Origin of the sequence: Vibrio coralliilyticus ATCC BAA-450, from assembly GCF_000176135.1 — a bacterium.
In the GTDB taxonomy this organism is placed as follows: Bacteria; Pseudomonadota; Gammaproteobacteria; order Enterobacterales; family Vibrionaceae; genus Vibrio; species Vibrio coralliilyticus.
In genome coordinates, this window is record NZ_ACZN01000016.1 from 446,049 (window position 1) to 467,845 (window position 21,797).

The 21,797-nt window shown below is 44.7% G+C and carries 24 protein-coding genes and 1 pseudogene; 9 read left to right on the top strand and 16 right to left on the bottom strand.

The window, feature by feature from the left end; all coding sequences use genetic code 11:
• Positions 1–76 precede the first annotated feature (76 nt).
• Positions 77–970 (bottom strand): LysR family transcriptional regulator, encoded by an 894-nt coding sequence (locus VIC_RS13175; RefSeq protein ID WP_006960433.1) that lies wholly within the window; start codon positions 968–970, stop codon positions 77–79.
• 113 nt (positions 971–1,083) lie between these two features.
• On the opposite strand from VIC_RS13175, the gene VIC_RS13180 reads away from it, so the two are divergent.
• Positions 1,084–2,262: a multidrug effflux MFS transporter gene (locus tag VIC_RS13180; RefSeq protein WP_006960436.1), complete on the top strand. Its 1,179-nt coding sequence runs from the start codon at positions 1,084–1,086 to the stop codon at positions 2,260–2,262.
• Between the two features lie 63 nt (positions 2,263–2,325).
• Positions 2,326–2,678, top strand: a pseudogene (locus VIC_RS13185) (hypothetical protein).
• Between the two features lie 55 nt (positions 2,679–2,733).
• On the opposite strand, the gene VIC_RS13190 reads toward VIC_RS13185, so the two are convergent.
• From VIC_RS13190 to norR, 9 genes are all read right to left on the bottom strand, one after another.
• Positions 2,734–3,357, bottom strand: a complete 624-nt coding sequence (locus VIC_RS13190; RefSeq protein WP_006960438.1) for a glutaredoxin domain-containing protein — start codon at positions 3,355–3,357, stop codon at positions 2,734–2,736.
• 52 nt (positions 3,358–3,409) lie between these two features.
• Positions 3,410–4,300: a DMT family transporter gene (locus VIC_RS13195; protein ID WP_029236124.1), complete on the bottom strand. Its 891-nt coding sequence runs from the start codon at positions 4,298–4,300 to the stop codon at positions 3,410–3,412.
• Between the two features lie 144 nt (positions 4,301–4,444).
• Positions 4,445–5,368 carry a DMT family transporter gene (locus VIC_RS13200; protein ID WP_006960440.1) on the bottom strand — a complete coding sequence of 308 codons (924 nt, stop codon included), beginning with the start codon at positions 5,366–5,368 and terminating at the stop codon, positions 4,445–4,447.
• A 199-nt stretch (positions 5,369–5,567) separates the two neighbouring features.
• The gene (locus VIC_RS13205) at positions 5,568–6,902 is read right to left on the bottom strand and encodes an MATE family efflux transporter (RefSeq protein ID WP_039951913.1); all 1,335 of its coding nucleotides are present in this window, start codon (positions 6,900–6,902) and stop codon (positions 5,568–5,570) included.
• Positions 6,903–6,954: 52 nt separating this feature from the next.
• Positions 6,955–8,874, bottom strand: a complete 1,920-nt coding sequence (locus VIC_RS13210) for a monovalent cation:proton antiporter-2 (CPA2) family protein (protein ID WP_006960442.1) — start codon at positions 8,872–8,874, stop codon at positions 6,955–6,957.
• A complete protein-coding gene (locus VIC_RS13215; protein ID WP_019275992.1) occupies positions 8,871–9,491 on the bottom strand; it encodes an NAD(P)H-dependent oxidoreductase in 621 nt (206 codons plus the stop codon). The genes VIC_RS13210 and VIC_RS13215 overlap by 4 nt, the downstream gene beginning before the upstream one ends.
• Positions 9,492–9,572: 81 nt before the next feature.
• Positions 9,573–10,205 (bottom strand): HAD family hydrolase, encoded by a 633-nt coding sequence (locus tag VIC_RS13220; protein WP_006960444.1) that lies wholly within the window; start codon positions 10,203–10,205, stop codon positions 9,573–9,575.
• Between the two features lie 21 nt (positions 10,206–10,226).
• On the bottom strand, positions 10,227–10,586 hold the full coding sequence (locus VIC_RS13225; protein ID WP_006960445.1) for a glutaredoxin family protein: 360 nt from the start codon (positions 10,584–10,586) through the stop codon (positions 10,227–10,229).
• Between the two features lie 105 nt (positions 10,587–10,691).
• Positions 10,692–12,281: a nitric oxide reductase transcriptional regulator NorR gene (gene norR / locus VIC_RS13230; RefSeq protein WP_006960446.1), complete on the bottom strand. Its 1,590-nt coding sequence runs from the start codon at positions 12,279–12,281 to the stop codon at positions 10,692–10,694.
• A gap of 244 nt (positions 12,282–12,525) precedes the next feature.
• On the opposite strand from norR, the gene hmpA reads away from it, so the two are divergent.
• Complete coding sequence (hmpA, locus tag VIC_RS13235; protein WP_006960447.1) at positions 12,526–13,698, top strand: NO-inducible flavohemoprotein; 1,173 nt, start codon at positions 12,526–12,528, stop codon at positions 13,696–13,698.
• A gap of 38 nt (positions 13,699–13,736) precedes the next feature.
• Here hmpA and VIC_RS13240 read toward each other — a convergent pair whose 3' ends face one another.
• The 3 genes from VIC_RS13240 to VIC_RS13250 all read right to left on the bottom strand — a co-directional run bounded on the left by VIC_RS13240 (position 13,737) and on the right by VIC_RS13250 (position 15,089).
• Positions 13,737–14,273: a hypothetical protein gene (locus tag VIC_RS13240; RefSeq protein ID WP_039951915.1), complete on the bottom strand. Its 537-nt coding sequence runs from the start codon at positions 14,271–14,273 to the stop codon at positions 13,737–13,739.
• Positions 14,266–14,805, bottom strand: coding sequence for a YaeQ family protein (locus VIC_RS13245; protein ID WP_006960449.1), 540 nt, complete (start codon positions 14,803–14,805; stop codon positions 14,266–14,268). The genes VIC_RS13240 and VIC_RS13245 overlap by 8 nt, the downstream gene beginning before the upstream one ends.
• Before the next feature lie 74 nt (positions 14,806–14,879).
• The gene (locus VIC_RS13250; protein WP_006960450.1) at positions 14,880–15,089 is read right to left on the bottom strand and encodes a cold-shock protein; all 210 of its coding nucleotides are present in this window, start codon (positions 15,087–15,089) and stop codon (positions 14,880–14,882) included.
• Positions 15,090–15,468: 379 nt separating this feature from the next.
• Here VIC_RS13250 and arfA point away from each other — a divergent pair, with 379 nt between their 5' ends.
• Complete coding sequence (gene arfA / locus VIC_RS13255; protein ID WP_006960451.1) at positions 15,469–15,681, top strand: ribosome alternative rescue factor ArfA; 213 nt, start codon at positions 15,469–15,471, stop codon at positions 15,679–15,681.
• Between the two features lie 47 nt (positions 15,682–15,728).
• Here the strand turns inward: arfA and VIC_RS13260 are convergent, their stop codons facing one another.
• Positions 15,729–16,892: a threonine/serine exporter family protein gene (locus VIC_RS13260; RefSeq protein WP_038158454.1), complete on the bottom strand. Its 1,164-nt coding sequence runs from the start codon at positions 16,890–16,892 to the stop codon at positions 15,729–15,731.
• A 470-nt stretch (positions 16,893–17,362) separates the two neighbouring features.
• Between VIC_RS13260 and VIC_RS13265 the strand changes: the two genes are divergently transcribed.
• The gene (locus VIC_RS13265; RefSeq protein WP_006960453.1) at positions 17,363–17,725 is read left to right on the top strand and encodes a hypothetical protein; all 363 of its coding nucleotides are present in this window, start codon (positions 17,363–17,365) and stop codon (positions 17,723–17,725) included.
• A gap of 212 nt (positions 17,726–17,937) precedes the next feature.
• The gene (locus VIC_RS13270; protein ID WP_006960454.1) at positions 17,938–19,104 is read left to right on the top strand and encodes a D-alanyl-D-alanine carboxypeptidase family protein; all 1,167 of its coding nucleotides are present in this window, start codon (positions 17,938–17,940) and stop codon (positions 19,102–19,104) included.
• Between the two features lie 41 nt (positions 19,105–19,145).
• On the opposite strand, the gene VIC_RS13275 is transcribed toward VIC_RS13270, so the two are convergent.
• Positions 19,146–19,661: a cytochrome b gene (locus VIC_RS13275; RefSeq protein ID WP_080555934.1), complete on the bottom strand. Its 516-nt coding sequence runs from the start codon at positions 19,659–19,661 to the stop codon at positions 19,146–19,148.
• 421 nt (positions 19,662–20,082) lie between these two features.
• Here VIC_RS13275 and VIC_RS13280 point away from each other — a divergent pair, with 421 nt between their 5' ends.
• The 3 genes from VIC_RS13280 to VIC_RS13290 all read left to right on the top strand — a co-directional run bounded on the left by VIC_RS13280 (position 20,083) and on the right by VIC_RS13290 (position 21,007).
• The gene (locus tag VIC_RS13280) at positions 20,083–20,436 is read left to right on the top strand and encodes a helix-turn-helix domain-containing protein (RefSeq protein WP_006960455.1); all 354 of its coding nucleotides are present in this window, start codon (positions 20,083–20,085) and stop codon (positions 20,434–20,436) included.
• 85 nt (positions 20,437–20,521) lie between these two features.
• The gene (locus VIC_RS13285; RefSeq protein WP_006960456.1) at positions 20,522–20,737 is read left to right on the top strand and encodes a DUF3820 family protein; all 216 of its coding nucleotides are present in this window, start codon (positions 20,522–20,524) and stop codon (positions 20,735–20,737) included.
• Positions 20,738–20,764: 27 nt separating this feature from the next.
• Entirely contained in the window at positions 20,765–21,007 is a 243-nt protein-coding gene (locus VIC_RS13290) for a hypothetical protein (RefSeq protein WP_006960457.1), read from the top strand.
• Positions 21,008–21,327: 320 nt separating this feature from the next.
• Here the strand turns inward: VIC_RS13290 and VIC_RS13295 are convergent, their stop codons facing one another.
• Positions 21,328–21,792 carry a hypothetical protein gene (locus tag VIC_RS13295; RefSeq protein WP_039951918.1) on the bottom strand — a complete coding sequence of 155 codons (465 nt, stop codon included), beginning with the start codon at positions 21,790–21,792 and terminating at the stop codon, positions 21,328–21,330.
• Between the last annotated feature and the right edge of the window lie 5 nt (positions 21,793–21,797).

The following is a 21,797-nucleotide window of genomic DNA, read 5'->3' on the forward strand; positions in this document are numbered from 1 at the left end:
ATTTGTTGGTATTGGTTCAATTAAAATATGGTACAGATCTCATAACAATTCAAATTGGAAGGAGATATTTCTTGGCTTAATGCTCTTCCATTTGTTCTTTAGCTAAACGCTCTTTAAGGTAGTCGAGAAACAGTTTTGTCCTAGTATGTTGATAGTCCAGCTTAGGATAATACGCGTAAACTGTTGCTTCATCAGCAGTTATTCGGGGTAGGATACGTTTTAAGGTGCCAGCTTTTAGTTCATCTTTTATCATCACATCGTTGGAAATTAAAATCCCCATAGCATTTTTAGCGGCGTAAAAAAGTGCTTCGGGGTTAGTGGTTGCAAGATTTCCTGACAAAATGATCTTCTTTCCATTCGTCAGTGTTATTTCACGATGTGGCCGTTCTCCCCATATTAGCGTGTTGTGTCCAGTCAACTCATCAACCGATTGTGGTTCACCGTATTTATCCAAATATTCAGGCGAAGCGTAGAAGCCTGCTTTGTGCTCGAACAGTGCTGAGGCTTTAAAACTGAGTGAATTAAGCTGTTCTATCTCACGGCTGATGAACAGATCAAGGCTAAGTTCAGGCAGTTGGCCAGGGGTAGTAGTGATCAATTGGATGCGAATGTCTGGATACATTTGTAGAAAATCATCGAGATACTGAACCAGAAATTTGGATCCAACTGCAATGGTGGCACCAATTTTTAAAAGCCCCGCTGGTGTCTGGTTTACTGAACGAGTTTCATCGACAATGGATTGCCAGCCATCAAGTTGGACCTTAGCTCGCTCATAGAACAGCGCTCCGGCTTCGGTTTGAGTCACGGTTCGGGTAGTGCGCTTGAGAAGTTGAACCCCAATCCTTTCTTCCAGCCAATGGACACGCTTGCTGATCGCTGAGCTGGTGGTATTCATTTTTCTCGCTGCGCCGTTGAAGCTGCCTTCGTCTACCACACGAATGTAGCTTTGAACACTTTGTATCCAGTCCATGATTTCCTCCCATTAATTCTTTTTGGGAACTAATTAGTTTCCAATTGAGGATATTATCATTCGTTAGCGTCGAATTTAAACTTTATTGCATAAAGAATAAACGAGGTGACGCTATGAAAAAAACGCCGATTCTGCTGGCGATGATGATAATTGCGACGGGTCAGGTAGGTGTGAGTATCTATCTGCCATCATTACCGATGATCAGTGAAACGCTTCAGGTTAACCAAGCTGATGTCCAACTTCTTGTGACGCTGTTTTTAGTTGGCTTTGGTGCTTCGCAGTTGTTTTATGGCCCATTATCGGATGCTATCGGACGTCGTCCGGTGTTTCTGCTCGGGCAAGGGATATACCTGATCGGAACCGTGATTTGTTTGCTGTTTTCTCATAACTTGTGGATTTTGGTGTTGGGGCGTCTTCTACAGGGCCTCGGAGCGGGCAGCGCGTCTGTATTAGGCAGAAGTGTGCTTCGTGACTGCTATGACGGTGCAGAGCTGACCAAAGCTTTATCTTACGTTTCTGTCACGGCTTCGATCATGCCTGTGATTGCGCCTGTCTTCGGTGGCTGGGTGGCATTTTATCTGGGTTGGGAAGCTGTGTTTATTTTTGTTCTGGTCTACCTAGCCGCAATTTTTACACTGGGTTACTTCATCTTACCTGAGACAATGAACTACGGTCGAACATCATTCAAGGTAGGCCAAGTGGTCAAAAACTATGGAGAATTGATCACCAACAAACAAGTATTGAGTAGCGCAAGCTACAACTGGATTACTTACCTTGCTTGCATGGTTTCCTTGTCTGTAATGCCTTTCATGTTACAGCATGAATTGGGCTTAACGGCTGCCGAGTATGGTTCAGTCATGGTGATACCGTCCGCAGGGCTACTGATTGGTACACTGGCATTGAATGTCCTTAATCGCTATTTGAGTACACAACAACTCATGGCTCTCGCTATCTTCATCATGATGGCTGCTGGAGCTTGGTTGGCGGTGACTGGGTTGACGCTGTTCAATATTGTCTGGGCCTTTACATGGATGACGATTGCACAGGGGTTGTCTTTCCCTCTCTCAATTAGCATGTTGCTTGCGCCACATAAACGGCAGGCTGGTTCTGTATCTGCTCTGACAGGAGCAATCCAGATGTGTCTTGCAGGGGTGTTTGGGGGTTATTTAGTGGAGAATTGGATACAAAGCCAAATGGCATTAGGTGCGTTTTATTTGATATCAGCAAGCCTGTTGGCAATGGTGCTTTACTCGAGTCGGGTTCGGCCAGTGACACGCCAAGAGTTTGCTTGAAAGGAGTAAAACCCCTGCTACAATGCGCCTCAATGATTGAACTGACGATCTGAGAGGTCGACGATGGAACACAAACAATTCGAAGAGTTAGTCACTGCGCTTTGTGCAAAAGAGAACTACCGCAAGCACTTGAAGTGTTGAAACAACATGAAAATGAAGAAGTTGCTGAGGCGGCGCAGTCTCTAACAGGTCAGTTTGCTTTGGCAGAAGTTGACGGTGAACAACGCATTTACCATGTGACGATGCAAGAAAATGAGCAGGGTGAAGAGCAAGAATACGTTGAGCATGTGATGAATGAAGGCGATGACGTGATTCGATTTGTTGCTTGGTTCTTTGAAGTGATGTTTGATGTGAAACGTAAAGATACCTATCAGGCTGCAGGTAAAACGTACCAACAACCAAAACGCGCGAAATAGTCGAGTTTACGCTTCCTATAAAAACAAAGCCCCATATTTGGGGCTTTGTTTCTTTTTAACCAACAGAGCTTTGGTTGTTGTCCATGGTCACTACATTATCGGGCACATTACTTAAGCCTTTTTCTGCCAGCCAAGCTTGCAGATTGTCGGCGCCGCCAATGTAATGACCATCAAGCCAGATCTGGGGAACGGTTACCGGTGTTTTTTCGCCGATAATGGCTTTCACTTCTGGGATCATGCGATACAGAGCCGCACTGTCTTTAACGACGTCGTGATACTGGTAATCAATCCCAGCGTCATCAAGTAATTTCTTGGCTTTCACGCAGTAAGGGCAGGTCGCTTTTCCGTAGACAATGTTTCCTTTCAACGTATCGCGTTTAGTCCACTCTTGAATAATAGACTGTACCAACACACCGCGATTCAAGGCTTCACCTTGGCTGACCACCTTGCCTTCGACCATAAGAATAGGAGCATGCCAGGCTCCAACCTTCAACGGTTCCCACCAATGAGAGAGCCAATCTTTCACTTCCAATTCAACGGGAACATCGACCAGTTCGTTCTCAAATGTATCTTTGAGAATGTCTTTGGTCAGGGTACATTCGCCACATGGAATTTTTACACTGAACGGTCCCCAACTGCCGGCCCAGCGATATAGTGTTACTTTGATTGGATCTGTCATAGAGCTCTCTCCCTTAAATGCCTTTAACTAATAGAACGGCGCGCGCTGATATTTATTTCAATTTGCGGGATTTTTTTGATTCCCATTGAGTAATAAAAGCGACAGAAGCAATGATGATCGCAGCCCCTAGCCACAGTCTGCCTGGTGGTACCCAACTAAATACAATCCAACCTGCCAGTACATTTAATGGTAATTTCGCGTGGTCAAATGGCTGAACAAACGAAGCATCGGCGACTGAATACGCTTTTACAATAGCCCACTGTGCCAAAGCTGTCAGTGCTCCAGCGGCGAATAGCACCAGCCAGATCGTACCGCCAGTTGGCGTCTGCCAATCTGGAATTGCTAGCAAGATATTAAATGGTGTGATGAGGATCAGTAGGTAGACCACCATCGTCGATGGGGAGTCATCGGAGGATAGTTTTTTGACCATAAGTGAATAGCAAGCCCAGAAAAATGCAGCGCCCACTGGGAGTAAAGCGGCCCAGTTAAAGCCATCAGCCCAAGGTTCAAGGATGATCATTGCCCCAATAAAGCCGGACAGTGTTGCTCCCCAACGTGCAATACCTACGTTTTCTTTAAGAATTAGCCCTGAGCCTACCGTTGCAAAGAGTGGTGAGGTCATCAGCAGTGCGATCCCCTGCCAAATTGGTACCGGGTAAGCTAGCGCCCAGAGCCACAATTGAATACCGATAACCGATAGAAAAACCCGGAAAATGTGCATTCCGAGATGTTCAGTACGCAGAGAGTGTCTGATACCCAATGTTTTTAAGTAGGGCAGAATGACAACCAACGCAATCGCATATTGGATCAATGCGACAGTAGTGGAAGACAAGCCGAAATTAATACTAGCAACCTGAGCGAGGCTGTTAACCAAGGCAAAGGCTAAACCAGCTGTGAGCATCCAGCTCGCGCCCTGAATAGGATGGTGGGGTCTTGAAGCCATAATTGTTGTGTTAAGGAATGTAGTAGGCTGAATCATACGATGTTCTTTGTAGTACGTCATCTATCTATCTTGTTGTACTTCATCAAAAAAACTGAAGAAACAGCCTGTTTTATTGTGCGGTGTCGTATCATTAGCGACGACGGACTAGTCGGTTTTGGGTTTATTGAGCAGGTAAACCGAAAATACGACCAAAGTCATTCCCATGGCATGCCAAACAGTAAATGCTTCCCCTAATACGAGTACTGCAGATATCGCAGTGATCGCAGGGCCAATATTACTGGTTAGGCTCAATTGAGTCGGTGTTAAGCTCGCCATCGCGGCCGCAATCAAATAGGAAGGAACAACCGTACAAAAAATACCTAATGTAACGCCGATGGTAATTAGCTCTGAGCTCCAACTGTAGATTTCTGCCTGACTTAATAGCAGGTGAATGACGATTGCGACTCCGGCACTGCCCATGCCAATGCTCGTGAACAGAGAGCTACCCATTCTTGAGATGAGCGGCTTACTCCACACAAGATAAAAGGCGAACACTAAGGCCGACGTGATGGCGAGACCGCTGCCGAATAAAACAGAGCTGCCAAGGGTGTTAAAGTCATGGACAAAGATCAAAGAGATACCAATATAGCCAAGCAATGTGGTCACAATGACCCGACGGCTTGGGACCTGCCGATACAGAGCCCAACTAATGAGCACGACAAAAGTGGGGAACAAGAAAATCAGTAGTCGCTCTAATTGAGCAGAGATGAACTCCAATGAGGCGATATCCAGATAGCTGGCGATGTAGTAGCCCATGATACCGATAGCCACGGCTTTAAGACCATGTTGCTTGGCCTTGGTACGATTGTCTGGTGTGCGACACAAATACACCAACATGGCCAGATAAAGCGGCAGAGAGCTAAATGCACGCAGTGCCATGATAGAAGTTGCGTCACCACCGTATTGGTAGGCGATCTTGATCAGTACAGGTTTGATGGAGAAGAGCAGACAACCCGCTAGAGCCAGCAACAGGCCAACTTGAGTGGCGCGAAAAGCAAGAGGTCGAATTGTCTGGGTGTTTTCGGTCATTAATCTCGTATCCTTTATTGAGAGTTGGGCTACGAGAAGAATTAGGCTGGCTACGTGTTCTCGTAGCCAGGCACAGGTTTACCTACCGGCTACAGGCAATGAGAAGGAGCCAAAGGTAAGTAAACGAAATTTGCATCAGAGATATTCCTTAGTGATGAAAAACCAGATTAACCAGCATAGTTAGGAAAGGCAATCAGTTTTATCGCTCAAGATTGGCTTCAATCTGCCTCAATGCTTTTTGATACATTAGCCATGCACAGATGCCAGCTAATAGGTTACCAACCATAGAGCCCCAAAATAGCCCCTCTATTCCGCCAAGATGTGCACCTAGCCAAAGGCAAGGCAAAAAGAACGCAAATAAACGCAACGCTGAAATGGTTAAGGCGGTGTAGGATTTACCTAATGCATTGGCAATGGATACCATTAGCATGCAGATGCCTAGTGGTCCGAGGCTGACAGGGACAATCAATAAATGCCAGATTAAAATCTCAGTGACTTGAGATTCGCTGGTCATCAATGAAGCTAGCCAATCTGCAAACAGCCATGTAAAGGCGGCAATCAGTAGTTGAAATCCAATCACAAATTGGCTGGCAATAACCACTAGTCGACGTATATCAGTGATGTTTTTCGCCCCTAATAATCGACCGACCATTGGTGGCATAGACATCGTAAGAGCAAGCACAGAGACGATAGCAAAAAACTCGAATCTAGATCCCAGTGCCCAAGCGGCGACTGCAGCAGTGCCAAACCCTGCGAGTAACTTGGTTGCTAACATCGAAGACAAAGGTGGTAGCAATTGGCTGATCATCGCTGGTCCCATGATATTACCAATCGACTTAACACTTTGAGTGATGTTGAGGTCATGCCAGTCAAAGCTCATCCAATGTTTGCGTGTGACTTTAGGTGCAACGATTAGGATACCGATACCAAAGGCGATAATGGTTGCGATGGCAGCGCCGTTTAGCCCGAGATCGAGAGTAAAAATGAAAATTGGATCTAGGATCAGGTTAAGTACACTGGTGACCATCATCATTGTGCCTGGCAGCATAGTATTACCATTGGCTCGGCAAACACTGTACAAGAAGTAGAGTAGAGCGCCTGTCCAAGCACTGACTAGCCAGTAAATCCAGTAGCTGTCAATTACAGGAAAGAGAGTTTCGGGTGCACTGAGTAACTGCAGGATCGGGACTCGAATGAGGTAAATAAACACAGAGATAACCGCAACACCAATTGTCCCTATGGCAATCACTAACCCGCCAAGCTGGTGGGCAAAGCGTGTGTTGTTAGCCCCAATAGCCTTGGCGATTACGGCGGTTGTTGCGATACCTAATCCGACTTGAATGCCGATGATGATCATTTGAATAGGCAAGGTAAAACCTTGTGCTGCAAGCGGCAGTACGCCAAGCTGGCCGATGAAAGCACTGTCGACCAACTGAAAGCTCATCAAAGACAGGACACCAAATAGCATTGGCCATGTCATTTTGAACAGCTGTTGACCCAGAGATGGGGAGTTTTCAATGTTTGTAGCAGTCATATCATTCAATCATTCTGTAAAAGAAAAACCGAGGCAGTGCCCCGGTCTCAACTTATTCTTCCTTGAACTCTTCAGCATAACCTTTGGGTGGCGGTGTCCAGCCTCGCTCACCACCCTCATGTTTGTCTGAGCGATCGGTATTCATCGCCAGCTTTATTTGCTCTTCGAGGTGCATAAAGAGTTTTCGGTAGTTATTATCAAATCGTTCGCCTTCAGAGTCATCTTCCCATGCCTGATAAAGCATGTCGGATTTCTTGTCTTCAATTCGGCGATACGCAGCTCGTTGTTGCTCTACATGAAATGGGTGGTATCCCAGAGATTTCAAGGCCTGTGCTCCAAGTTCAAGCGCAGAATGGTAAGTTTCTGACTCGATAATGTCAGCGCCAGCCTGACGTAATAGGTAGCCATGGCCTCGGTCGAAGGCACGGACCAACACTTTGATCTTTGGATACGTGTGTTTGACGTACTTGGTCAGCTCAACGCTGGTTTCAGGGTTATCAATGGCTATAACCAGCATAGAGGCTTCTTCAATACCAGCCGTGTGAAGTAGGTCAGGCCGAGTGGCATCACCAAAGTAAGCTTTGGTGTCGATACGTCTTACGACATCAACTTGATCAGCCTGATGATCAAGCACCACAGTTTTGACCCCATTAGCGACGAGTAATCGATTTACAATTTGTCCAAAGCGGCCGATACCCGCAATGATGACTGTGCCCTTTTCTTCAATTTGATCGGCTTCACGGTCATTCGACTCAAGTTCAAACCTTGGCAAGATGACTTTATCAAACAGGATAAATAAACCCGGAGTCAGGAACATCGACAGGGCGACCACCAGTGACAGAGTTTGAGCAATATCTTGTGGAATGACATGATTCTGCACCGTAAAACTGAGCAAGACGAAACCGAATTCGCCCGCTTGGGCTAAGCTGAGTGTAAACAGCCACTTGTTGCTGTTTTTAATACGGAATATCAGTGCTAACACGTAAAGAATAGTTGCTTTGAGTAACATTACGCCCAGTGTTAAACCGATGATAAGTGCAAAGTCGTCGAACAGGATACCAAAATTGATACCAGCACCGACGGTGATGAAGAATAGGCCTAATAACAAGCCCTTAAACGGATCGATGTTGGACTCAAGCTCGTGGCGAAATTCACTGTTTGCCAGAACCACGCCTGCAAGGAAAGTCCCGAGTGCAGGGGACAGACCAACCAAGCTCATCAGCGCCGCGATACCGACAACTAACATTAACGCCGTAGCGGTAAAAATTTCACGAAGCCCTGAACTAGCGACGAAACGAAACAGTGGACGACTTAAATAATGTCCTCCAACGACCAGGCCAATAACAGAGCCGATAATCACCAAGGCATACGCCCAACCCGGTAGACCTGCGACTAAACTGAGTTCATCGTGGTGATCGGCTGCACTGCTGACTGCCGCCTGAGCTTGTTCCACCAACTCGGGGAGTGCCAATAGTGGGATAAACGCCAGCATAGGAATGACGGCGATGTCTTGAAACAGCAACACTGAGAAGGCATTCTGTCCCCCCTCTGTTTTGTTTAGACCCTTTTCATTAAAGGTCTGTAATACAATCGCTGTTGAAGAAAGTGCGAAGATCAAACCAATCGCAAGGGCAATGGTCCATGGTTGGTCAAACAGTAAAGCCACGCCCATGATTGCCGCTGTGGTTCCTCCGACTTGTAGACCTCCTAAGCCAAGCAAGCGATTTCTCATTGACCAGAGCATCTTTGGCTCTAACTCAAGGCCGACCAAAAACAGCATCATGACAACACCAAATTCAGCAAAATGCTGAATGGTCGTTGTTTCTTCTCCAACTAAACCTATGATTGGTCCAATGACGACGCCTGCAATTAAATAACCGAGTACAGAACCGAGCCCAAGTCGCTTTGCAATAGGAACAGCGATGACAGCGGCAACAAGATAGATAAATGCTTGTAGGAAATAACTGGTCATTGTAAACCTCCTACAATGATTTCATCCAAACAGTGGCAGAGCTTTTCGACTTTTGAAGCTTTGTCGTAATCGACTCTATCTTCAACCAATGCCGATAACAGTGCTTGCCAAGCCTCAACATGTGTTTTGATACGACCATCTTCTTTCGCGGTACGAGCACCAAACAGAGCAAATGGAGCAAGGTATTCCATACCTGTCAGCGTCGCCATTTGTTCAAGAGGTTGGAGTAATTCACGTATGGTGAAGTGGTTGTATCCTTCTGTTTGGTACGCTTCTTCTTGACCACCCGCAGTGAGAGCACAAAGAAACTTTTTACCGTGTAATGCAGTGCCATCGTGGCCATACGCAAAGCCGTACTCCAATACCAAGTCTTGCCACTCTTTTAAAATTGAAGGTGTTGAATACCAGTAAAGCGGGAACTGAAATACGATTACATCGTGGTCGAGTAAGCGTTGCTGCTCACGATCAATGTTGATGTTGTAGGTCGGGTATTCGTAATACAGATCAACCGCAGTGACACCTTCGACCGCCTGACAGGCTTTAAACAGTGGTTGGTTAACTTCGGAGCGACGCTGAGAGGGGTGGGCATAGAGCACTAAAACTTTATTCTTTGACATTATCCAGTTCGCAGATCTTAGGTTTAGAACTTTATTGTTGCACACAGATCAACTTTTAACCATTGGTTACTTTTTGGTAAGTCATGAAATAGTTTCAGTTTTTTGTTGATAAAAAGTTGAGAACAAGTCCAATAGGTCGTTGAGATGATTTACAGTCAATGAGGCGTGTTGAGTAAATGTACTTGGTTTACCATGAGTCACGAGACAAGACGGCATACACGCGTTGCTTGCTGCCTGTAGGTCATAGACATAGTCACCTACGTAGAGAATTTGTTGCGGATCCAATTGCCATTCTTTTGCGAGTGCAAGAAGCGCATCTGGTGCTGGTTTAGGCGGGAAATGTTCACGACTGATTACACGCGAAATATTGAGTTGGTTATGCTCGATTTTTCGTTGTGAGGCTTGTTGGCAGTTGCGAGTAATAATAGCGGTGTGAAGGTTATGATGTGTGATGAAGTCAAGCAAGTCGTGACAGCCGGGCATCGGAGAGGAGTGATCGGCATCATCCAATTCATGTTGCAGTATCAACTGTTTTGCTCGAATAGCTGATTGAGAGCAATCCAATTCGTCAATGAAGGTGAGCAAGTCGACTTCTTTTGGACAGCCGACTTGTGTTCTTAACCAATGAAAGTCCAAGTTTGAGGTGACTAAGGTGTTATCTAAATCAAAGACAATGGCTTTGATTTTGCTGATCTCCAGAGTCACTACATTCATGGCATTTTCCTTCAGTTAGTTTTAGGCAAATTCCTGCTCTAAGTAAGCAACAATATCAGAGGATTCATACATCCACTCGACCTTGCCTTCTTTCTCGATTCTTAGGCATGGCACTTTGATTTTGCCACCGCCAGCTTCGAGTTCAGAACGGTGTGCCTGATTTGTTTTGGCATCGCGCAGCTCAATATTGACTGATTGGCGCTTCATAGCACGACGAACCTTTACGCAAAATGGGCAAGCTTCGAATTGGTACAGAGCCATAGACTGGGCTTTGTCATTGACGGCTTGCTGACTCTCTGCCGAGCGTTTTACACCTTTTGGTGAAAAGACAAAGTTAAGCAATAGGATTACGCGGCCTAAAAACCAACGGATAAACTTCATAACATTCCTTTACAATACAACAAATAGGGTGACTTTAGCGTGGGTTGTCTCACCCACTTTTTATATCGTGACTAACTAGTGTTTGCATTGTAACCAAGTTGTTCGTCAATTAGTACTTATCTTATGCTGCTTCGTAACTGTGATACCTAATCGTTTTGCTAACCGCGTCAGATTCGCTCGGTCAGTTTTAAGCTGTCTTGCTGCCTTTGCCCAGTTAAAGTCGGCATCGGTCAAGGCGAGTGTGATGATGTGTCGCTGGTACTCTTCCGTTGACTCACGAAGTCCTTTTGTCCAATCGATGGATTCCGTATGTTTAGTTGCAACGACGCTGCTTGGCGACTCTTCAACAGGCAGAGAATGGAGCTCACCGATGTCATCAATGGAGACTGTGATCAGTTTGCCGTTGTTGCCTCTCGCTCTTGCTTTCAGCGCCGCTCGGTTAATCACATGTTCTAACTCACGAACATTGCCCGGCCAGTTATAACGCGATAAGAGGAGTTGAGCCTCTTTGCCCAGCTTGATTTGGACGATACCAAGCTTACGTCGCGCTTGTTCGAGGAAGTAACCCGCGAGAAGAACAATATCACCTTCGCGTTGACGAAGTGGTGGGACGCTGATCGGATACACGCTAAGGCGATGATAAAGATCTGAGCGAAAACGACCTTCGCTGACTTCTTCTTTCAAATCACGATTGGTCGCGGCCAAAACGCGAACATCAATTGTCTCCACTTTATCTTGACCAACGGGTTGAATCTCGTTGTTTTGCAATGCACGAAGAATTTTGCTCTGTGCTGTCAGAGGCAGTTCACCAATCTCATCAAGAAATAGAGTGCCGCCGTCTGCCAAGGCAAATTTGCCTAGCCGCGATTTATCGGCTCCCGTAAACGCTCCTTTAACGTGACCAAATAGTTCACTTTCTACCAAGTTTTCAGGAATGGCTGCGCAGTTGACATAAACAAGAGGCTGCTTACGGCGATTGGATAGGTGATGAAGGCTTCGAGCGACAAGCTCTTTACCTACACCAGTTTCGCCATTGATCAGAATATTGAAATTGGATGGAGCGACGACATCGATATCGGACTTCAGCGTCGTCATTTTTTCGCTGGCACCGATGATCTCGCCGCCTTCACGCTCCCATGCATCCTCATTGAGTTCTTCGAAACGTTGTTGAGTCTGCTTAGCTTGTTGTTCTAACTGACTAACGGTCATAGCAACTTTGAGAGTTGATGCCACAATCGCCGATAGAGCGTCTAAACTGCGAGTAGGGATTTGGTCAAAGACATTAGGTGTTAGGCTGTCCAGAGTCAGAATGCCAAGCAGTTTGTCAGCATAGAGCAGAGGAAGGCCCATACAAGCATGCATTGGCAAATCGCCATCGTAATCAAGCAGTAAGTTATCGAACGGATCGGGCAGTTCGCAGTCTGCGTCGAAACGCACAGCGGCTTTTGAGGCACAGATTGCGTCAAAGCGAGGATGTTCGTCGACCTTAAAGCGACGACCCAGCGTATCACGTGTTAAGCCCTGAATGGCTAAGGGGACTAAGGTATCTCCTTGCAAAGAAAGCAGCGCCACACTGTCGCATTGGATGGCTTTGCGAATAGCATCAAGCAGTTTGTTGAAACGATCGTGCTCATTGTGGCCTGTGGCTAGGCCGATGGTCATATCGATTAAAGTCGAAACAGAGATATCTTGCATGGTGCGGTAGGGCTCCAAATGACAGTAGGTGACTCCTCACAGAACGATGTGAGCTAAAAGTAACCAGTGCTAACGTGTAATTATTATATTTTAGAGTCATTTCGACATATTTCAACTAGGTCATTATGACTTTTTGATAGTGAATAATGCTCGATAATCCAAGTAATTAGGAGATGTTTAAACTTGGCATCAATCGTGCTCTTAGAAGGGAAAAAGATAATACCCATATGAGGAGAAAATAAAGATGCTTAACAACCAACATATCGAAGTCGTAAAAAGTACTATTCCTTTGCTCGAAAGTGCCGGCCCGGCTTTAACACAGCATTTTTATCAACGAATGTTTTCGCACAACCCAGAGCTTAAAGATATCTTCAATATGACGCACCAGAAAACGGGCCGTCAAAGTGTTGCTCTATTTGAAGCGGTAGCGGCTTACGCCAAGAATATTGAAAACCTTGAAGCACTGACATCAGCGGTTGAGCGTATTGCTCATAAACACACCAGCTTTAACATTCAAGCTGAACACTACCAGATTGTTGGTCATCACCTAATTGAAACGTTACGTGAATTGGCGTCAGAGGCATTTACCAAAGAAGTGGAAGAGGCATGGACGGCAGCATATCTGTTCTTGGCAAAAGTGTTTATTGATCGTGAAGGCGAGCTGTATCTTCAGCGTAAGCAAGCCATTGGTGGCTGGGAAAACGCACGTCAGTTTGTGGTTAAACAGAAGCAACCTGAATCAGAATACGTTACCAGTTTTGTTCTTGAACCAAAGGATGGTGGTGATGTGTTGGATTATAACCCTGGTCAGTACGTTGGTGTTGAAGTTAAGCCGTCTGCAGGCGAGCACAATGAAATTCGTCAGTACTCTCTGTCTCAGAAACCTAATGGCAAAAACTACCGAATTTCTGTTAAACGTGAAGTTGGGGAACACAATGGGTTGGTATCTAATTTCATGCATGATGAAGTAAATGAAGGCGATACAGTTCATTTATATGCACCGGCAGGTGATTTCTACTATCAAGAAAAAGACGCGCCAGTGGTTCTGATTTCTGCCGGCGTTGGCGCGACGCCAATCCAGTCGATGCTGCAAACATTGGCTGCGGCTGATAAAAAAGACGTCTCGTACCTTTACGCTTGTAATAGCGCTGATCAACATACCTTCAAGAGTGAAACAGAACAGCTGATTTCACAGCGCGGTTGGCAGCAGTTTACATGGTACTTAAACGATCAGGCTCATTTCGAAGGACAGATGAACCTGTCTTTAGTGGAACGCGAGTTACCGTTAAGCAGTGCTGACTTCTATCTTTGTGGGCCGGTCGCGTTTATGGAAGCGGTGGTTAAGCAGTTAGAAGGATTGGGTGTGACAAGAGATCGAATTCACTACGAAGTGTTTGGACCTCATACCTATCTTTAAGATTGATAAAGGGCTTCCCATTGGGAAGCCCTTTTTAATCAACCGAAGGTGCGTTTGAACCAACTCCAAATAGGGTTGCTTCGTTGCGTTACTGGGGAATTGTCGCTTCCCAAGTAGTAGCTCGCGAGATACTGTGTCCGGATGGCATTTACATCTAGACCAGAAAGGTCGTTTTGTAGATTAGCGGTTGTTTCAGCGTGGTCATTAGCCAGGCTGAAATCCATTTTCAGATAACCCTGAATATAGAGCCAGACATGTGTTACCAGAGTCAGCATTTGATAATCTTGATACTCGAATCGCTTGGCATTTTGCTCACCAAGGTTATCGTGTAATGCTTTCCACATGGCTTGAACCGCTTCTCGGTTGGTTTCAACACGAGACAGGCACTCAATATGCGCTTTCGTCATGATGCCGAGTAAATGGGATTCATCGGCGCTATTGGGTTTATTCTGTTTTACTTTGTCAAATAAGGCCGATTGTTGCTGCAAAAACTGCTGCCACAGTTTGGGATGCTCCTTTACGACGTCCAGCGACTCTGCGCTAATAGCTATGAATGCCTGTTCCAGATCAGTCATTAGATTGTAGAGTCTCGATCTGAACTTCAAATGAGCCTTTGTCACAGTCAATGAACAAGCTGCTGCCAGTAATCATGATGGACAGATCCATTCCGCGTTCAACTACTTCGGACAAAGCATCAATGCCTTCTGCACTGAGTCGGTATATGTTGGCGTCATATTGGTGAGATTTGTTTTTGGTTTGCGCCCACCAGACGTCAGATTTGCTGGTAAAGGTGAAGATGTCGACTCTCTTTGCTAAGCGAGTGGCTTTCTTAATGCGATCAAGGGATGGTTCACCAATTTCAATCCAGTGTAGGATCGTATCATCAAGTGCTTTGATCCAGAGGTCCGGTTCTTCAATCGAAGATAGGCCTTTAGTGAATGCAAGTTCCGGTTGATATTGAATACAGTAAGCCAGAATACGCGCCATCATTCGCGGAATGGTTTCTGATGGGTGCTGAGCGATAGTCAGTTGCGGAGAATCGTAGACGTCACGGTTAGTGTCCGAGAGCGAAATTCGAAACTTATAGATAGTGGGTTTGAGTGCCATAGTCGTTTACTACACATAAAAAAATAGCCAGCTTTAAGCTGGCTATTGTAAAACTTTATCTAGCTAGTTGAAAATTAAACTAGTTTGATGTTCTCAGCTTGTGGGCCTTTTTGACCTTGAGATACAGTGAACTCAACTTTTTGACCTTCAACTAGAGTACGGAAACCGTCGCCAGTGATTGCAGAGAAGTGAGCGAAAACGTCAGGGCCGTTTTCTTGTTGGATGAAACCGAAGCCTTTAGTTTCGTTGAACCATTTAACTGTACCAGTAACAGTGTTAGACATAATGTATATCCTTGATAAATCTTGTAAAAGCCATGACGGCAACGATAGCGTGGAAAAGGAGATTGCTATTGCGCACGACGTTACGGAAGAAATACAAGAAATCCAACGAAACGGCGGAATAAAAACAAGAACCGTTTTCTAGCTGCCGTCTAGTCTAAAGCTAAGTGGCACTAAGTCAATAAAATTCATATGATACTTTTTCGTTACCATGCTCTTTTCATTCGAAATTTGCGCTAGGTAGAGTTTCGGAAATATTACTGATTGGGCTATAGATAGTGTAACATTCGTTTGTATGGTGATTTATTCTGTCAAATATGGGTTTGATGAGTGATTTATCACCAAGTACTAGTCGTTTGTAAAATCAAAGCAGGACAAAATTATGGGCAAGAGTGCCAGAAAAAAACTTAAGCACGCCGCTTCTCTTCAAGCTAATTTGGAAGTTGGAAGAGGTGAAATACAAGACAATGCGTTAAAAGCCATCGTTACCAGCCAACTGTTTAAAACGCGGGTAGAGAAGTCGAAAAAGGGGAAAGGGAGTTTTTCTCGTAAGCTAAAACATAAGGGCAAAGAGCCCTATTCAAAAGCCGCTTAAACAGCAACTTTCGAATAGTGCTCTTTTCTTTTATCTATTGAGTGCGACTATCGCTCGATTCGCGGTGAGTAAATGGAATAAGCCGTAACCTGACCAGCAACAATCGCTGAGAACATAAACAGTGCTGAGAGACCAATACTTGGAATGGGCAAGATAGACTGTTCAAATACAGATTGCCCAGCACTGACCAAAACTCGACTACCTGGTACCAAGATGATGATGCCCTGGACGATATAGATAGACCCGGTGAGATCCATCTTCTTCGCCACCCAAGTGCCGTAGAGCGTGATCAGTACGGTGGTAATCCAAGTACCCACAACCCAACCACTTTCGAAACCTAGGTAAAACGGTCCCCACATGCCCAGTACCGCTACAGGCAAACCGAGCAAAATGTCTTTAGGTCTGGCATTGAATATCACACCAAGAGATACGGATATTAGAAACAGCCCTGAGATGTGGAGCCAAGTGGGTATCTCATTGACGTAAGAAGTGATATCCGGCTGCCCCCAGATTGCTTCTCCGATGTTCAAACCCATCATAATGCCGACAAACAGTTTAATCAGGGTGAGAAAGCTTTGACCCAGCAGGCTGGTCCCTGAAACCAAATCGTTAAACGCTAGGCATTCGAGCGAGTTAGCTATCGATAAACCGGGAACAAATAAGACGATAGCGGCGATACACAGCGCCCAGACAGGGAGATCGGCGCTGGTACTTGCGAAAAAGGCAACCAGAATGCCGGTGACCAGTGCAGCGACAAACTCTACGGCGATGGAGCGCCTCGCTTTACAGATTTGCTGAGCGCCCCATGCGAGAAAACCAAGAAAGATCGAAATATAGACAGCCTCTAGCGTACTACCAACCAGCATAAGGTACGCAGGTGGAATCCCCATATTCGCAAGTGCCGTGACCCATTTAGGGTAGCCTACAGGCTCTGGAACGGGCTCCTTACTGGGTTGGTTAATTCGAATAATGGTGTTCGCCAGTAAGCTGAGGTTAATCGAAGCGGGCTGATGGCGCTTCATAACCACGGCATTGTTGTCGTCAGGAAACTGATAGTTAACGGTTGTTGGAGTCGCTTGAATCATGACATCGACGCCATGTTTTCGAGCATAAAATTGAGTGTATTTTTCTAATTTGTAGGGCGCGCAGCCACTACGATGCAAGGTGTCACCGATCTCAACGATCTTTTTGATTCTGTACTCTGAAGGCATGGTATGTAGTACGAAATATCGAATGCGCGCAAAGGTAACAAAGCCATATGTTCTATTCGAGCGCAAATCTACTGAACAGTGGCTAGAGTCACACTCTTTTTGATATTCCCAATAATAGGGATGCTGAAAAGTGAAAACTTAGATTGTAACAACGTATTTGGGCTCGAAATGTCTGGTTTAAAATGCATCAGATCACAAAATTACCAATGATTATAGATGTAAATGTTGTTACCTAATTGTAACTGTATATTTCACTTTTGGCGGGTTTATTGGGTTTTGAGCTTGAGTTGTAAGGAACCTTACCTATTGTTTTGTTAACCATTATTTTACATATGTTGCAGGGGTATTTGACGGACAAAAAATGTACCAATTTAGGGGTTGAATTTCGGAGGGAAATGGCGAAAATATGTGCAAAATGAGTTTGCAAAAATGAAAGGAAGCTTTTTCCAAGTTTAAAAAGCGAGGCAATGATGAAACTATTTCTGATAATAATGGCGTCAATCTCAGCAGGTGTGCTATCCGCTGAACACCTTCATTCTTTCATGTTAGGTCTTTCGATTTCTGCATTGGCCGTTGGCAGCTGCTACTGGTTTGCATTCCGAACGACTCGTTTTCCTCAGCTAGCTTTGTTGCTTCTGATTTGTGGCATGCTATCTAAGCTGACTATCACCGTGATTGGGGTGAGTTGGAGTATGTCGGAAGAGCTGATTACTTCTCCATTAGTATTCGCACTGTCATACCTATTCTTCTCTTTAGTAGTGACTTACTTGTGGTTTAGCTACCGAGACAGCATTACGCCAAAACCGAAGAAGGTTCAGGAAGCTCAAGCTTAGTCGCTCAGAGAATCAAGATTGATAAAGCCAGTGTTATGAACACTGGCTTTTTTGTACTAATCTACCCATATATGGAGTCGAACTCTCATTATTTAATAAAACTTTCCAATAAGCGTAACGATTGATTACAAAGCGAATAAATATCATTGTTGTTTGTTTATACTCGAACTAATCATAAAAACTCCGATTGTGACTAGAGTTGGTAACGTCCCATGAAAAAAACGTTTCTCCTAAAAGCAGCACTTTTCTCCTCTATCGCTGTGACATTCAATGCCATTGCGGCACCTACTATTATCCCTGAGCCTCCGACATTAGGGGCGAAAGGCTATGTTTTGATTGACTACAACACTGGCCAAGTGTTGGTAGAAAAGAATGCGAACACCAAGCTTAATCCGGCCAGTTTAACCAAACTGATGACGGCTTATGTGGCGGGACAGGAAGTTAAAGCGGGCAACATTACTTTGGATGATCAGGTTGTGATCAGCAAAAACGCTTGGGCAAAGAACTTCCCCGACTCGTCAAAGATGTTTATCGAAGTAGGCACTACGGTACCTCTGATGGATCTTTATCGTGGTCTTATTGTGCAATCGGGTAACGATGCGAGTGTGGCGATTGCAGAATACGTCGCTGGCAGTGAAGGAGCCTTTGTTAACTTAATGAACTCCTGGGCTGAAAAGCTCGGCCTAGAAAACACCGCCTATACCAATCCACACGGTTTGGATAGCAATGGCCTTTACTCAACCCCTATGGATATTGCGAAACTGGGCCAAGCCATTATTCGTGATTTGCCTGATATCTATCCTCTCTATAGCGAGACGTCTTATACCTACAACGGCATTACTCAGTACAACAGAAATGGTTTGCTACGAGATCGCAGCATGAACGTTGATGGTATGAAGACAGGTTACACCAGCGGAGCAGGGTACAGCTTGACCACATCTGCAACCAGTGGGGACATGCGTTTGATCGCCGTGGTGATGGGTGCAAGTAGCACTAAGAGTCGAGAGTCTGAAAGTAAGCAATTACTTAGCTATGGTTTCCGATTCTTCGAAACGGTGTCACCTACCAAAGCTGGCGACACTGTGACCGAAGCGAAAGTCTGGATGGGTGAGCAGGATCAGTTAAGTGTGGGTGTCAATGAAGATATCTATATGACACTGCCAAAAGGTAATGCGGCCAAACTGACGGCTGAAGTCGAATTTGACCGCGAATTGGTGGCTCCTATCACTGAGGGGGAAAAAGTCGGCACCATCATATACAGCGTGGAAGGTGATGAAGTCGCGACGGCAGATCTAATCGCTCAGACTGATATCGATGAAGGCAGTCTTTTCAAACAGCTGATCGATTGGTTCAAACGTCTGATTTCTAGCTGGTTCTAACAGATAAGCGGATGCCTTGTGCATCCGCTTTTGTCTGTACTCTAAAGCATCAATTTAAGGACATTGTGTTTCCTAATAAGATGATGGTGAGCCACTGCGAGAATATGAAGCATCACCAGTGAAGCAAGCATCAGGCAAGATAAACGGTGAACTTTAAAGAAAAACGAACTTATTTCTACTTCTTGAATTAGATTGCTAATTTCTACTATCCAGAAAAAATAATACGGGCTTTGTAGCATCAGAAATCCGGAAATAAATACCCAAGACATCATGAAATACATCAGTGAATGAATGAGTTTAGCAACACTTTTTTGCCAATGAGCAATGTTGTCGTCAACCTCTAGGCTTGGCCTTAAATACTTCCACACCCAACGTGCCAAAAATACGGGAGCTGCCACTGTGGCAAGAGACATGTTTAATGTCGACAAGAAGTGAAACATAGGAGAATCCTGGGTTGTAAGGTGCATCCCATATCCTGCCATTGTTGTGTACACAATGATGATTGCCATAAACCAATGAAACGTTTTGGTGACTCTGTCATAACTTACTCCGCTCATGTTCATACCTTCCCTTTCATATTCACACTAGACAGAATCAAGCCAACATAATAAGTGTTTAATAAAAGTTATTAGATGATTCTGCTGTTATTTTATTTTGCTAATTAAGTGAGAATCTAGCGGAAGGAGAGTTATATTCATCATTTATCCCTGTTTTTGGAAAGGATATCCCGAATAAAAATAACGGTTGCAAGTGAGTTTATAAAACTATTGTTTGATTTATTAATAGTCATTTATTTGGAAGATATGAGCCGTCGAACTGTTACATATAGTAAATGGATTTGTATGTCATCATTGCACCGCATTAGAGACTGCCTTTAGCGAGCAAACCAAACTCTTAACTAACGTTAACTCATTGCTGACATCTCTGTGAATGAAAAGGCGCAGAATCCATCGCACTAAGCGATACAAGGATTCACCCATGGAATTTACTGAGAAGGATAGAGAGGCGTTATACAATACGTGGATGTCTCAAAAGTCTAAAATGCGTCTCACGCAAATGGAGTTTGCGAAAAAGTTAGGGATCAGTCAGCTAAGCTTCTCGCAACTCTTACGCGGAGAAGAGCCTTTGACGATGTCGTTCATTAGCCACTTTTGCCGATTACTTCATCTCGATGCGAAACTGGTCTTTCCTTCACTTAAACAAGCTAATGATATGGGCCCTAAGGTGGTTTATCTTCAAAGCCGAATGAGTGTTGACGGAGAAATCCAGAACGCCTACATCGAAGGTAATCAAATTGTGGTCGAATACGCACACACTGTAAATCAAGCGTAATGTGAGCCTACGGTAGCGTCGCCTCTGTCTGGCATTAAATTTCAGTGGTACTCTAGGCATAGAGTTCATCCTGAATAGTAAAATCATGCTGGAAAAAGAAAACCTCATTAAGTTAGCACGCGTCCAGATGCCCTTTGGCAAATATGCTGGACGCGTTTTGATCGATCTCCCCGAAGAATATTTATTGTGGTTTGATAAGAAGGGCTTTCCTAATGGGGAGCTTGGCGACCTCCTCAAGCTATGCCTTGCGCTAAAAATCGAAGGATTAGATAGCGTCGTTAAGCCTTTAAAGCGAATGTAACCCTAGAACTTAAACAAAAGACTGACTATGAATTTTGATATCGAAGCATTGAGACACCACCAACTGGTCGAAGATGGCCAACTTGAAGGGTGCTACATTCATCAGCCTGCTGAAGGTAGCCAGCAAGATGACAAAGCCGTTTTGGCAGAGCGCCAAGCGTTAGAAAAGATGGGCTACAAAGTAGTACAGGTTCAAGCGAAAGGTAAAACAACAACCTTTGCTGAGGCTATGCAAAAGTTTGCGAAGAAGAGTGGTCATCAGTCTAAGTAATCGGCGGATGTCACCTGCCACAATATCCTTAACCTCTCCCAAGAAAAATCTTGTTTCCATTGAAAAGAGTCAGCCTGTTAGGCTGACTCTTTTTTGCCCCATTGTGTTTTACGTTAAAGCTTTATTGTGCAGCAGTCACCTTAGTGTTTGAATTACATTCTGTTATGAAAAACACATTAAGTTGATTAACCCCCCTACATACGCAGCCGACGTAAATAAGCTTAAGTACTCAATGTAATATCGAGACCGATAACATCAGTCACCTCTTTCTTGTATGGAACATATCGGAATCGTTTTTTGCAGGAGCGTAAAACAACGTGCTAACTGGTAAAATGAACAATTCCAAGTTCTACAGCTTTACCAATGTTTACTTTGCCTTGGACTAAAGCTTGTAATGCAGCTTCACTCATAAGCATGACGGATGATGGCTTGGCTGAAACGGGTGAGACATGAATCTCAATATTTTGATCGGGGGATACCTTAGTCCATAAATGGCTGTCGATAAGATAAATATATGACACAGACCGAAGTTCAACTTGCTGCTTCTTTGCAATTAGTTTTAGCCACCAACTCGCGCGTCGTAATCCTTGCTTACCTTCAAGAGTTTCAACGCTTTCAAGATAGTTTTTCGCTAACGCATCTTGTGTTGCCATTGCAATATCGAGTGAACCTGGAAAGCTTTCGGTAAAGGGGTTATTGAACTGCCCATCATAGGAGCAAGCATGAGTCGCCATGCTTGCTCCTAATGTAAGGCTCAACAATACCATTGGGTATAATGCCTTCATATTAC

Excerpts from the sequence above, each read along its gene's own strand:
- VIC_RS13220 (WP_006960444.1), bottom strand. The coding sequence starts at position 10,205 with ATGAATGTAGTGACTCTGGAGATCAGCAAAATCAAAGCCATTGTCTTT.
- VIC_RS13295 (WP_039951918.1), bottom strand. The coding sequence starts at position 21,792 with ATGAAGGCATTATACCCAATGGTATTGTTGAGCCTTACATTAGGAGCA.
- VIC_RS13190 (WP_006960438.1), bottom strand. The coding sequence starts at position 3,357 with ATGACAGATCCAATCAAAGTAACACTATATCGCTGGGCCGGCAGTTGG.
- VIC_RS13215 (WP_019275992.1), bottom strand. The coding sequence starts at position 9,491 with ATGTCAAAGAATAAAGTTTTAGTGCTCTATGCCCACCCCTCTCAGCGT.
- VIC_RS13205 (WP_039951913.1), bottom strand. The coding sequence starts at position 6,902 with ATGACTGCTACAAACATTGAAAACTCCCCATCTCTGGGTCAACAGCTG.
- VIC_RS13285 (WP_006960456.1), top strand. The coding sequence starts at position 20,522 with ATGCTGGAAAAAGAAAACCTCATTAAGTTAGCACGCGTCCAGATGCCC.
- VIC_RS13195 (WP_029236124.1), bottom strand. The coding sequence starts at position 4,300 with ATGGCTTCAAGACCCCACCATCCTATTCAGGGCGCGAGCTGGATGCTC.
- VIC_RS13290 (WP_006960457.1), top strand. The coding sequence starts at position 20,765 with ATGAATTTTGATATCGAAGCATTGAGACACCACCAACTGGTCGAAGAT.
- VIC_RS13175 (WP_006960433.1), bottom strand. The coding sequence starts at position 970 with ATGGACTGGATACAAAGTGTTCAAAGCTACATTCGTGTGGTAGACGAA.
- VIC_RS13240 (WP_039951915.1), bottom strand. The coding sequence starts at position 14,273 with ATGACTGATCTGGAACAGGCATTCATAGCTATTAGCGCAGAGTCGCTG.
- VIC_RS13265 (WP_006960453.1), top strand. The coding sequence starts at position 17,363 with ATGAAACTATTTCTGATAATAATGGCGTCAATCTCAGCAGGTGTGCTA.
- VIC_RS13275 (WP_080555934.1), bottom strand. The coding sequence starts at position 19,661 with ATGAGCGGAGTAAGTTATGACAGAGTCACCAAAACGTTTCATTGGTTT.
- hmpA (WP_006960447.1), top strand. The coding sequence starts at position 12,526 with ATGCTTAACAACCAACATATCGAAGTCGTAAAAAGTACTATTCCTTTG.
- VIC_RS13200 (WP_006960440.1), bottom strand. The coding sequence starts at position 5,368 with ATGACCGAAAACACCCAGACAATTCGACCTCTTGCTTTTCGCGCCACT.
- VIC_RS13260 (WP_038158454.1), bottom strand. The coding sequence starts at position 16,892 with ATGCCTTCAGAGTACAGAATCAAAAAGATCGTTGAGATCGGTGACACC.
- VIC_RS13270 (WP_006960454.1), top strand. The coding sequence starts at position 17,938 with ATGAAAAAAACGTTTCTCCTAAAAGCAGCACTTTTCTCCTCTATCGCT.
- VIC_RS13245 (WP_006960449.1), bottom strand. The coding sequence starts at position 14,805 with ATGGCACTCAAACCCACTATCTATAAGTTTCGAATTTCGCTCTCGGAC.
- VIC_RS13180 (WP_006960436.1), top strand. The coding sequence starts at position 1,084 with ATGAAAAAAACGCCGATTCTGCTGGCGATGATGATAATTGCGACGGGT.
- VIC_RS13210 (WP_006960442.1), bottom strand. The coding sequence starts at position 8,874 with ATGACCAGTTATTTCCTACAAGCATTTATCTATCTTGTTGCCGCTGTC.
- VIC_RS13225 (WP_006960445.1), bottom strand. The coding sequence starts at position 10,586 with ATGAAGTTTATCCGTTGGTTTTTAGGCCGCGTAATCCTATTGCTTAAC.
- norR (WP_006960446.1), bottom strand. The coding sequence starts at position 12,281 with ATGCAAGATATCTCTGTTTCGACTTTAATCGATATGACCATCGGCCTA.
- VIC_RS13250 (WP_006960450.1), bottom strand. The coding sequence starts at position 15,089 with ATGTCTAACACTGTTACTGGTACAGTTAAATGGTTCAACGAAACTAAA.
- arfA (WP_006960451.1), top strand. The coding sequence starts at position 15,469 with ATGGGCAAGAGTGCCAGAAAAAAACTTAAGCACGCCGCTTCTCTTCAA.
- VIC_RS13280 (WP_006960455.1), top strand. The coding sequence starts at position 20,083 with ATGGAATTTACTGAGAAGGATAGAGAGGCGTTATACAATACGTGGATG.